Source organism: Streptococcus parasanguinis (genome assembly GCF_001069785.1).
Lineage (GTDB): Bacteria > Bacillota > Bacilli > Lactobacillales > Streptococcaceae > Streptococcus > Streptococcus parasanguinis_T.
The window spans coordinates 1-10696 of the sequence record NZ_JVSR01000081.1 but is presented as its reverse complement, the minus strand read 5'-3'; the positions used below and the strand labels follow the sequence as shown (position 1 = coordinate 10696).

11 protein-coding genes are annotated in these 10696 nt (G+C 40.3%); all 11 read right to left on the bottom strand.

The window, feature by feature from the left end:
- Window positions 1-189: 189 nt before the first annotated feature.
- The gene (lacG, locus tag ADG03_RS07170; protein ID WP_338151648.1) at window positions 190-1596 is read right to left on the bottom strand and encodes a 6-phospho-beta-galactosidase; all 1407 of its coding nucleotides are present in this window, start codon (window positions 1594-1596) and stop codon (window positions 190-192) included.
- Between the two features lie 87 nt (window positions 1597-1683).
- Window positions 1684-3381, bottom strand: a complete 1698-nt coding sequence (locus ADG03_RS07165) for a lactose-specific PTS transporter subunit EIIC (RefSeq protein WP_023918364.1) — start codon at window positions 3379-3381, stop codon at window positions 1684-1686.
- Window positions 3381-3698 carry a PTS lactose/cellobiose transporter subunit IIA gene (locus tag ADG03_RS07160; RefSeq protein ID WP_003007713.1) on the bottom strand — a complete coding sequence of 106 codons (318 nt, stop codon included), beginning with the start codon at window positions 3696-3698 and terminating at the stop codon, window positions 3381-3383. The genes ADG03_RS07165 and ADG03_RS07160 overlap by 1 nt, the downstream gene beginning before the upstream one ends.
- Before the next feature lie 34 nt (window positions 3699-3732).
- Window positions 3733-4566 (bottom strand): PRD domain-containing protein, encoded by an 834-nt coding sequence (locus tag ADG03_RS07155; protein ID WP_049472541.1) that lies wholly within the window; start codon window positions 4564-4566, stop codon window positions 3733-3735.
- Between the two features lie 450 nt (window positions 4567-5016).
- Window positions 5017-5997 (bottom strand): tagatose-bisphosphate aldolase, encoded by a 981-nt coding sequence (gene lacD / locus ADG03_RS07150; protein ID WP_049472542.1) that lies wholly within the window; start codon window positions 5995-5997, stop codon window positions 5017-5019.
- A 1-nt stretch (window position 5998) separates the two neighbouring features.
- Window positions 5999-6928: a tagatose-6-phosphate kinase gene (locus ADG03_RS07145; RefSeq protein WP_049472543.1), complete on the bottom strand. Its 930-nt coding sequence runs from the start codon at window positions 6926-6928 to the stop codon at window positions 5999-6001.
- A gap of 10 nt (window positions 6929-6938) precedes the next feature.
- On the bottom strand, window positions 6939-7454 hold the full coding sequence (lacB, locus tag ADG03_RS07140) for a galactose-6-phosphate isomerase subunit LacB (RefSeq protein WP_003002763.1): 516 nt from the start codon (window positions 7452-7454) through the stop codon (window positions 6939-6941).
- A gap of 16 nt (window positions 7455-7470) precedes the next feature.
- On the bottom strand, window positions 7471-7896 hold the full coding sequence (gene lacA / locus ADG03_RS07135) for a galactose-6-phosphate isomerase subunit LacA (RefSeq protein ID WP_003007724.1): 426 nt from the start codon (window positions 7894-7896) through the stop codon (window positions 7471-7473).
- Between the two features lie 201 nt (window positions 7897-8097).
- Window positions 8098-9573 (bottom strand): PTS transporter subunit IIC, encoded by a 1476-nt coding sequence (locus ADG03_RS07130; RefSeq protein ID WP_045759559.1) that lies wholly within the window; start codon window positions 9571-9573, stop codon window positions 8098-8100.
- 98 nt (window positions 9574-9671) lie between these two features.
- On the bottom strand, window positions 9672-9977 hold the full coding sequence (locus ADG03_RS07125; RefSeq protein WP_049472544.1) for a PTS sugar transporter subunit IIB: 306 nt from the start codon (window positions 9975-9977) through the stop codon (window positions 9672-9674).
- Between the two features lie 35 nt (window positions 9978-10012).
- A complete protein-coding gene (locus ADG03_RS07120) occupies window positions 10013-10489 on the bottom strand; it encodes a PTS sugar transporter subunit IIA (RefSeq protein WP_003007730.1) in 477 nt (158 codons plus the stop codon).
- Between the last annotated feature and the right edge of the window lie 207 nt (window positions 10490-10696).

Genomic DNA, 10696 nt, shown 5'->3' with positions numbered 1-10696 from the left:
ATAAAAAAGAGAGTGGGACAGAAATCGGTAATTCGTTAGAATTCGATTTCTTCGTCCCACCTCCGCACAGTTGAGTAGGACTGTAAAAGCTGATGAAATCAGCATAGTAGAGCCCACTCAACCACTGCGTCTTGCTCGACAATCCAAAAATAATTGAGAGGCTAGGACTTTTGTCCCAGCCTCTTATACTTATTCAATCACTTGGCTTTCGGCTACTTTCTTGTACCAATGAGCCGATTTCTTCGGATAGCGCTCTTGGGTTTCAAAGTCTACATAGAAGAGACCATAGCGTTTTTCGTAACCATTAGACCAAGAGAAGACGTCCATAAGAGACCAGATGAAGTATCCTTTGACGTTTGCACCATCAGCAATCGCATCCGACAAGACTTCCAAGTGTTGTTTCACATAATCAATCCGGCCATCGTCATAAACCGTATTGTCCACAAACTCATCTTTGTATCCAAGTCCGTTTTCAGTGATGTAGATCTTCTTGTAATTTGGATAATCTTTCTTGACACGCATGATTTGATCATACAAACCTTGAGGGTAGATGATCCAGTCCCAGTCAGTACGAGGTACATAGTCAGGAGCTACACGACGTCCAACACCTTTGATTTGGTATTTAGAGCTTCCTTTTTCCCCTTTACCATTATGAATGATTTCTGTTTCGCCATCAAAGGCTTCCATCCAATCACTCATGTAGTAGTTAATTCCAAGGAAGTCGTTCAAATCTTTAGCTGCTTCAAGTGCTGCAAAGTCTTCGTCCCGAAGATCCAGACTACCACCATTAACTGAAAGAATGTGGTTTACCCCTTCCATGGTTGCATCTGAATAGTGTCCGAGGTAAGTCGCATCCAAGATAAACTTGTTGTGGATGATATCTTCCAACTCAGCAGCACGTACGTCTGCAGGATTTTTAGGATCCAATGGATACTTAGTTGGAAGTGCGTGAACAACCCCGATTTCACCTTTATAACCTTTGTCTTTGTACAATTTCACAGCACGTGCATGAGAAACCATCATATTGTGGTGAGATTGGAAGACTTTGGCAAGGTCATATTGAATACCTGGTGGGAATTTACCAACCAAGTATTGACCATCACCGATTGGGCCAATTTCATTGAAGGTTGTCCAGTAGTTGACTTCTGGGAATTCTTCAAAACAGAAAGCAGCATAATCTACAAAGTGTTCGATATTTTCACGATTCAAGAAGTCTCCATTTGAGTGAAGAGCTTCAGGAGTATCAAAGTGGTGAAGAGTTACGAATGGTTCTACATGACGTTTATGGCATTCTGCAAATAACTTATGATAGAATTCTACCCCTTTTGGATTGACTTCACCATAGCCAGTTGGGAAAATACGTGACCAAGCAATAGAAATACGAATTCCGTTTACGCCATATTCTTCCGCCAACTGTAAGTCTACTGGATATTTATGGTAGAAATCACTCGCTGGTTCAGCAGTATACCAATAGTTGTCTGCTAAATATTTATCCCATGCAACAGGTCCTTTACCGTCTGTATGAGTCGCACCTTCTGCCTGATAAGCTGCAGTTGCGCCACCAAAAATAAAATCTTTAGGAAGTGTTTTTGTCATATTTTCACCTATTTCTTGATTGGATAAAATGAAAAGCGAGGGGAGAGGAGTTAGTGAGCCATCCATCTCCATCTCACTTTTTAGTTCTTATTCTTCAAATTGAGCTTGAACAAAGGCTAGAGCACCTTTTCCATCACGGGTTAACTTGATGTACTGAGCACCTTCTGTCTTCGCCAATTTGATGCCTAGTTTATCTGTTTCAGCCTTCATATCTTCGAAGTTGGAAGCAACCTGAGGCGCCAAGATAACAAGGTCAAATTCTGGCAACATTTCACGGTGGGCTCCATAGCCACCTGCTGCAGCTTTAACTGGAACTTTATACTCTTCTGCGGCTTTATTCAAAGCATTGGCAAGAAGACCACTTGTTCCTCCACCAGCACAAAGAACGAGGACGTTTGTTTCTTCAGTAATTGTATTTTGTGCTGAATCTACTCCAGCTTTTTCAAGAATAGCATCTGCTTTTGCAGTGTTAAAGTTTGCAGCTACCTTTTCTTTTAATTCATCATTAGTTTTACCTGAACGTTCTTCTTCAAGAATTTGTTCATCATAAACCTTGAGGAATGGATAGTAGATAACAATATCTACTACAATTAACAATGCTGCAAGAGCGAATGATAAGAACTGGAAGTTTGTACCAAGAACAATACCAAGAGGTCCTGGTGTAGTCCATGGAAGGTTGGCAGTAAATGAGTTCATGCCAAGTGTTTCAATAAAGAACTTAAAGATCCATACGTTTGCAATTGGTGCAAAGATGAATGGGATAAAGAAGATTGGGTTCAAAACAAGTGGTGCACCAAACAAGATTGGTTCGTTTACACCAAAGAATGTAGGAACTACTGAAGCGCGTCCAATAGCACGATTTCGTTTCGATTTACATAACCACATAAACATGAACGGAACAACAAGAGTTGCACCAGTACCACCCATAGTGACGATGAACATTTGTGTACCAGATGTAAGGATCTTATCAGCGTGCATACCTTGTTGAAGGAGGTTCAAGTTGACTTCGGCATTTGCATAAGTGATCGCTGCAATCGCAGGCTCAACGATAGATGGGCCGTGAATACCAATAAACCAGAAGAATGCAAAGGCACCGAAAATAATCGTAATACCAACATAACCGTCTGCTGCTGAGAATAGTGGAGCAAGAAGGGTACCGATTGATTCAGCAACCGTTACATGAAGGCTTGCTTTCACAACTAATTCAAGTGCATACAAGAGTACAACTGACAATGTAAATGGAATCAGGTCTTTAAATACTTGTGAAATATTTGGTGGAACCTCGTCTGGCATGCGAATCGTCACATTATTTTTCACACAGACCTTATAAACATTAACGGTAACAAAGGCTGCAATGAAGGCTGTCAACAGACCTTTTGTACCCATGAAGGCTGTTAAGAATCCACCTTCTTTAGCAGGTTCGGCAGCCATGAGCAAGAAGCCAACCATAGAAGCCAACATTGTAGAAATGAAGTTGATTTGGTTAGTTGCTGGAAGGTCGCGGTTCATTGAATCAGTCAAAGCCTTAGCCGTTGTACCACCAACGAAGAAGGCCAAGATGCCCATAGAATAGCTATATGGAGTCATCAAGAAAGTTTCAATATCTTTAGACCAATGGAATCCCCAAGCGTTTGGTACATACGCAATTAGGATGAAGATAGATGAGAAAAGGATAACAGGCATCCCTGCAATAAAGCCATCCCGAATCGCTCGCAAATATTTGTTTCGAGAAATCTTTTCAAAGAAAGGTTTCCCTTTTTCAATCAGTTCAATCAGTTTATTCATTATTTCGCTCCTCTTTTATATAGTTCAATCAGATGGTGAATCACGTCTTTTAATAGGATTGTTGTCATGAGATGGTCTTGACCATGCATCATGGTAATGCTATAGGGGATTTCTTCTCCTGCTGCTTCATGCGCTAGCATGGTCGTTTGAGATTTGTGAGCCTCAGCGATACAAGACCCCGCTTCTTCTACTAAGGATTCTGCTTTAGCAAAATCACCATTTTCAGCAGCTTTTAAGGCTTCCACTAATTTTGATCGAGCGTCACCGGCATAAGCGACAATTTCAAACCCAAGTAATTGGACTTCTTCTTTATTCATGTTGGTTCCTCCTTATGATACCTTTTGAAAATTTTTATAATAGACGTTGAATATGAAGGGCTAAATAGACTTTTTCATTAGGAGATATCTTGGCTCCTGTCTGTTCAGCGATGGTTTGGTAGATTTGATGACTAATCTCATAAGCCTTTGGATAACTTAGCTGAATCAGTTGTTCCATCTCGCTCAAACCTTCTGGATCTTCTCTTCCCTTATCTAGCGAATCTAGGAAATAATTGAGATGGATCATAAAGCGATCATAGAAATGACTGTTTTCTTCTTTCCGTTTCAATCCATTTTGAGCTAGTTTTTCTTCTACAGCTTTCAAAATAACTTGTCGGTCCTGAACATCTGGATCTTGCTCATGAATCATTTGCCCTTGTGCATTAATGAAATGATAAGCGATGCGATTCACTTCATCGTCAGGAAATTGATCCAAGAGCCGCTTTCGAAAGATCTCAATCGCTTCTTTTGCGATTTTATAGGGAATCGGATGCATAGCAGACACATCAGGAAGGTCACTGTATTTATATCTTCCCTGTTGAACTGCCTGGTAAGAACAAAAGATGTGATCTGTTAATGTCACATAGATATATTCTTGAACAGGATAGGCATATTTCTTAGACAAGGTATCAATCACTTCATAAGTGGTTGTAATGAAATCAAGAGGAACATTCTTTAGAAGGGCCATAAAGTTTTCTCTTGACTCATCCGTGTTTAAACGAAATACTTTTTCGACCTTATCATCAGCTACTAGATCATTTTTCTTTTTCCCAAATGCAATCCCACTCCCAATAACAATCAACTCTTGTTGTAGTTCATTTTGAACCAAAGCAACATTATTGTTCATTGGATGGATAATACGATACATGAGGCTCTCCTTTGTAAAATTTGTTAAAAGCAAATAAAAATGACCACGAAGCAACTGAAAAAACTAGCATACACTAATTGTTCAGTCTACTTGTGGTCACGCCTAATCTAACTTAGTAACGCTCACTGCTATTCAACTTATAAACTTATTCTATCATAAACTTTTTGTTTTGTAAACCCTTACAGCGAAAATTTTTAAACATTTTTTTATAAAAAATAAACAAGACCTTGAAATAATGAAGAGGCTGGGATAAAAGTCCTAGCCTCTCAATCATCTTTGGATTGTCGAGCAAGACGCAGTGGTTGAGTGGGCTCTACTACGCTGATTTCATCAGNTTTTACAGCCCTACTCAACTGTGCGGAGGTGGGACGACGAAATCGAATTCTACCGAATGACCGATTACTGTCCCACTCTCTAACTGTTGCTTTAGGAGGCAATCATCATTGAATCTTATACGCGTTCTGTCCAAGGTGTTGCTACTTTATCCAAGACTGCGTTCAATTCTTCAATATTTTGACGCCCTTCTGTACGAAGCCATTCACGAGCAGCTGCTTCTCCATCTTTGATGTAAGCTTCTACTGAACCTGCCCATGTCGCACGTCCACAAAGAACACCGTTGAAGTTAGCACCTGATTCATGAGCAAATTCCAAAGTTTCTTGGAAGAGTTTTGCTGATACACCAGCACTGAGGTAGATGTATGGAAGGTTAGTTGCTTCTTCTTGTTCTTTAAAGAAGGCAGCCGCTTCTTCACGACTATAGACAACTTCACCTTCTCCAAATCCTTCCACGTAGTTGACATTGACAGGAACTTCTACTTTCAATACATCGATATTGAAACGAGGATCTGAGAAGACTTTCATAGCTTCAATGACTTTACGAGGTTTCACTTTTGCATATTCAGCAGAGGTTGCATCTGCAATTCCTTCGTCATAAGCCAAGATTTCAAGGAAGAATGGAATGTCCTCTGCCACACATTCTGAACCAATGCGTTCGATGTAAGCTTGTTTTTCTTGGTTAAGTTCTTCTGCACTATCTACATCATAGTAGAGCAAGAATTTCACAGCATCAGCACCTTGTTCTTTAATGCGTTTTGCTGACCAAAGGTTCAAGCAGTCAGGCAAGCGTTTGGTGCTAGATGTATCGTAGCCTGTCTTTTCGTATGCAAGCAAGAGACCAGCATCTTTGTCCAAGGCTTTCGTAGCAGGCAAACCATATTCTGGGTCCAACAACATTGATGAAGCATATTTTGTCAATTCATCTGCTACAAGAACTTTCAATTCTTCCATTTGTGCTACAGTTGGTTCAGTGTCTTGGTATTTGGCCATCAAGCGTTTCAAAGCCCCACGTTGGTCGAAGGCCAAAGCTGAAATAACACCGTCTTTTGTACTAAGACGTTCCAAATAGTTGCGTTTTTGTTCTGTTAATACCATTTTATACCTCTTTTACGATTAATTGTTGATACAAGGCATCATAGTGCCCCATGTTGACATGTCCTGTTTGTGCTTCTTGCGCATTTAACATTCCAAGAACATTTGCTTTCTTGAGCAAGTCTGCGTCACTCTCATGATGATAGAGACCAGATGCAATCCCTGCAACAGTCGAATCACCAGATCCGACTGGATTGACGACATCAATCTTAGGAATATCTACCTTATAGAAGACATCCCCGTGCTTCGCAAAAGCGCCATTTGCTCCAAGAGAGACTATCACCCATTCGATGCCATCAAAGAGAGCATCCTGAAGAACTTCTTTTAAGTCTTCCACATTCTTACTCACTTCTTTTCCTAACAATTGAGACAACTCTTCATTGTTAGGCTTAATGACTGTAGGCTTGACATCTGCTTGAATGGCAGCTTCTAAAGAAACTCCCGAGCAGTCGAGCACGACTGGTTTTCCAGCTTCCCTTGCAATCTTGACAAGGCTGGCATAATAATCCACTGGTAAACCAGCAGGAAGACTACCTGAGATAGCAACCACTTCCACTTGATCGATCAAGTGACGGTAATGTTGAAGGAAACCTTGCCCTTCTTTCTCAGAAATGGTTGGACCTTTTTCTAAGATTTCTGTTTGCTTGCCTTCGTGAAGGATGGCGATACAATTTCGTGTATCCCCAGCAATCTCAAAGAAACGTTCCTCTATCCCTTCTCCTAAATGATCGAGAATGAATTGGCCCGTTCGACCACCAAGTAGGCCGGTCGCTGCCACTGGATCCTTGATCTCAGAAAGTACACGGGTGACATTGAGACCTTTCCCACCAGCTGTCTTACTCACCTCAGCCACTCGATTGACTGTATCCAACTGGAGCACATCCAAAGGATAAGAGATATCAATCGAAGGGTTCATCGTGACCGTTAATATCATATGTCACCTCTTAGTCGTGGTATTCACCACGGTCCCATTTTTCAAGGAATTCTGTAAAGAAGTCAGCATCCGCTTGATGGGCATTATGGGTTTCCACATGTTGGATCTTAGCGATCAATTTTTTATTTTCTTCGGTTGGTTTGTATTCAGCGTGAATAAATGCTTCAATGATATCGCACATGAGCAATTCACCAGTGATCTTACCACCAAATCCGATCACATTCGCGTTCAATTCTTCTTTAGCATAAAGAGCAGTTGTCATATCGCGTACCAAGGCAGAACGGATACCAGGTACTTTGTTAACAGCATTGTTGATCCCAACACCTGTACCACAGATACAAACACCAAGATCTGCTTGGCCACTTGCTACTGCTTCACCGACTTTTTTACCAAAGATTGGATAGTGGGTACGTGTATGGTCATAAGTCCCAAAGTCGAGCACTTCATATCCTTTTGATTTCAAAAAATCAGAAACAGCCATTTTTTCATTTGTCACAATGTGATCACAACCAATTGCAATTCTCATTTGAATTCTCCTCTCATTAGCACATCTTATTCAACATATCGACACGGATTTGGTGACGGCCACCGTCGTATTTACCATTGACGAAGCCTTTGGCAATGTTCTTAGCCAATTCATCCCCAACAATTTCGGCACCCATGGTAATCATTCGAGAATTGTTGTGTCCACGTGTCATATAAGCAGAACGTTCATCTGAAACTTCTGCTGCTACCATTCCTTTGATTTTAGTTGCAACCATAAATGGACCAGCACCGTATGCATCAATCACGATTCCAAGATTTTGATCGTTTTTGTTCACTTCACTCGCAACTGCAAGTGTCACATCTACAAAATCTTGACCTTCAGCAGTTACATCCACAACATCGAAGTTTTCTTTTACAAGAAACTCTTTCACGAGATCTTTTAATCTTAATCCTGCAGCATCTGCACCAATTACAATAGACATGTCCTGTCCTCCTTTTGTTCGTTTCAGCAAATATCCCTGTTGTTAATTTTTCACAAAGGAACATTTTCTTACTTTTGATATTATATTACACCTATTTTGAACGAAAGTCAACATTAAATTGTTTATTTTCGAACATTTTTTAAAATAAAAACACCATATCCACAAGAGATATGGTGTCAGTTTTCAAACTACATATGACGATTATTTTGCATTTGCAGCATATTCTTCGTTACGTTTGATCATTTGTTTTCTGTACCAAGCGAAGATTCCGATATAGAATGCCAAGAAGACAACTACACCAAGGATCGCTTTGATATCACCAGTTGTTGCGTTACCGATTGTCCAACCGAGCAATTTTTCAACTGGTCCTTCAAGTGTTGAGTGAGTGATCAATTGAGTAGAAGCTACCCCTTTAGGGAAGGCATCAACACTCTTAGCCAATTGAGTTGCAAATGGTGCAATCAATGTTCCTGAAAGAAGGAAGAGTGGCAAGAGAAGGCTTCCGAAGATGATCATACGGATCAATTTACCGCGTGTTACAACCAACAAGGCTGGAGTTACACCCATAGCAATGATACCTGCAAGTGGCAAGATACCATTTCCGACTTTAGAAAGAAGCACTGCTTCGATCAACATGATTGGTGCAAGTACGTTCGCACAAGCCCAGATTTCAGCACGACCAGCGATAAATGGCCAGTCCAAACCGATGTTGAATTTACGTCCTTGAAGACGTTTAGTAGCAACGTTTGTAATACCTTGTGACAATGGTTCTACCGCTGCGATGAACCAAGAACCGATCAATGAGAACAATTCCAAGCAGACACCGGCAGTCAAACCAAGGCTCAACCAACCTTTAATAACCAATTCCCATTTGTCAGCATCTTGCACGCCAGCAACTGGATGTGGAGTACCCATGATACCGATGACGATACCAAGAAGGAAACCGATAAAGAATTTAGATCCCCAGAAACCGATCTTCTTGTTCAATTTAGCTGCGTCGAAGTCGTATTTATCAAGACCTGGGAAGAATTTGTCAAAGATTTTATCCAAGACCATGATGATTGGGTTCATCATGTAGTTCATGTGAGTTGAAGTCATAGGTGATGAACTTGGTGCATTCAAAAGATCATCAAATGTTGGTTTCATCAAGTCTGAGTTGATGATTTTCATAATCCCTACAAGGACAACTGCAAGAGTTGCCAAGAAGAGTGATAAACCTTGGCTGACACCGTTGTTGTCTGCATACCATTTGATCAAAAGACCAGTGATAGACAAGTGCCAGATATCGAAGATATCGACGTCAAGTGTATCAGTTTTCTTGATCGCAAGCATGATAACGTTGACGATCAACATAATCAACAAGAAGTAAAGTGTCCAGGCAGACCCCCAAGTGATGGTCGCAAGAGGTGCCCAACCAACGTCAGTGATATTCAATTGAATACCTGTATTCTCAACGAATTTTGCAAGAGACGCTGAGAAAGCTCCATTCAACATACCGATGATAGCACCGATACCAGTAAGGGCGATGGCAAGTTTAATACCACCTTCAAGGGCTTTAGAGAATTTCACTCCAAACAAGAGAGCCAATAAAGTCAAGACGATCAACATGATGATCGGAGCACCCATGTCTAGGATGGGTTTGAAAAATTTATTGGCAAAATCAATAATGCCATTCATAATAAATCCTCCCGATTTATAATTTTTTTGTAATTTACGGCATAAAGTGTTCCCAATTTTATCATTGGATAACGCTTACAAACTTGTTTAAAAAAATATTAACTTAATCCATGTTCTTTAATGGCAGCTTCGATGTTATCAAAGACTGGCGCACTCATCGCTGGAATACGGAATAAAATTGGTCCTGCTTCTACCACTGGAATACCAGGATCGAATCCCAAATCAGTTGCAGCAATTGGAGTAAAGATATCATAACCTGAAATCAAATCTTCATTGACATCTTTGACCATGACAGCGTCACAACGCACATCATAACCACGGTTTGACAGTTCTTCTTCCAACGCACTCTTAATTTGGTGGCTAGAGTTAACACCTGCACCACAGGCAGCTAAAATTTTAATCATTTGGATGTCCTCCATTATAAATATTTACGAAAGTTTTAGGAAATAGTTTCCGTTATGTATTGATAAAGCTTATCTTCACTATCTAATTTTGATAGAGCTTCGAGATTTCCATTGGATGTAAAGAAATCCATCAGCTGAGCCAAAATATTGGTTTGGCTAGAGCTTGAATTGTTGATAATGAAGAATAAAAGTGAAACTTGAACTTCCTTATCTGGAGCAATCATATTATGGAAGGTTACTGGTTGATCCAAACGAACCACGACCACATTCTCAGTGAGATTATGGACAATATCTGTGTGCGGGATCGCCACATTTGGTAAGTCCTTACCAAGAAATTCCATGTCTAATCCAGTCGGGAATGACTTTTCACGCTCAATCAAAGCGGAACGATAGGTTGGTGTCACAATCTGTCGCTCTTCCAATAAGCTTGCTACCTGCTCAAAGAGATCGGTTTGATCCTTGGCATGTAGGCAAAACACAAGATCTTTGTTAAAGAGTTGATTTAATCCCATTGTTGCCACCTCCTTATCTAACTATTTATTTATGGCTTCAGTATATCACTATATTGATTGATTGTCAATCTTTTTTTGTCTAAATTTGTTCATTTTTGTTTATATATCATTCTAAAGCGCTTTCTATCCGTCATTTTCCAACATCATTAAATCAGTAAAAAGAGAGTGGGACAGAAATCGGTCATTCGTTAGAATTCGATTTCGTCG

Bases quoted from the DNA above. Each gene is read 5' to 3' on its own strand.
- ADG03_RS07130 (WP_045759559.1), bottom strand. From the start codon at position 9,573: ATGAATGGCATTATTGATTTTGCCAATAAATTTTTCAAACCCATCCTA.
- ADG03_RS07160 (WP_003007713.1), bottom strand. From the start codon at position 3,698: ATGAATAAAGAAGAAGTCCAATTACTTGGGTTTGAAATTGTCGCTTAT.
- ADG03_RS07120 (WP_003007730.1), bottom strand. From the start codon at position 10,489: ATGGGATTAAATCAACTCTTTAACAAAGATCTTGTGTTTTGCCTACAT.
- lacD (WP_049472542.1), bottom strand. From the start codon at position 5,997: ATGGTATTAACAGAACAAAAACGCAACTATTTGGAACGTCTTAGTACA.
- lacB (WP_003002763.1), bottom strand. From the start codon at position 7,454: ATGAGAATTGCAATTGGTTGTGATCACATTGTGACAAATGAAAAAATG.
- lacG (WP_338151648.1), bottom strand. From the start codon at position 1,596: ATGACAAAAACACTTCCTAAAGATTTTATTTTTGGTGGCGCAACTGCA.
- ADG03_RS07165 (WP_023918364.1), bottom strand. From the start codon at position 3,381: ATGAATAAACTGATTGAACTGATTGAAAAAGGGAAACCTTTCTTTGAA.
- ADG03_RS07145 (WP_049472543.1), bottom strand. From the start codon at position 6,928: ATGATATTAACGGTCACGATGAACCCTTCGATTGATATCTCTTATCCT.
- ADG03_RS07125 (WP_049472544.1), bottom strand. From the start codon at position 9,977: ATGATTAAAATTTTAGCTGCCTGTGGTGCAGGTGTTAACTCTAGCCAC.
- ADG03_RS07155 (WP_049472541.1), bottom strand. From the start codon at position 4,566: ATGTATCGTATTATCCATCCAATGAACAATAATGTTGCTTTGGTTCAA.
- lacA (WP_003007724.1), bottom strand. From the start codon at position 7,896: ATGTCTATTGTAATTGGTGCAGATGCTGCAGGATTAAGATTAAAAGAT.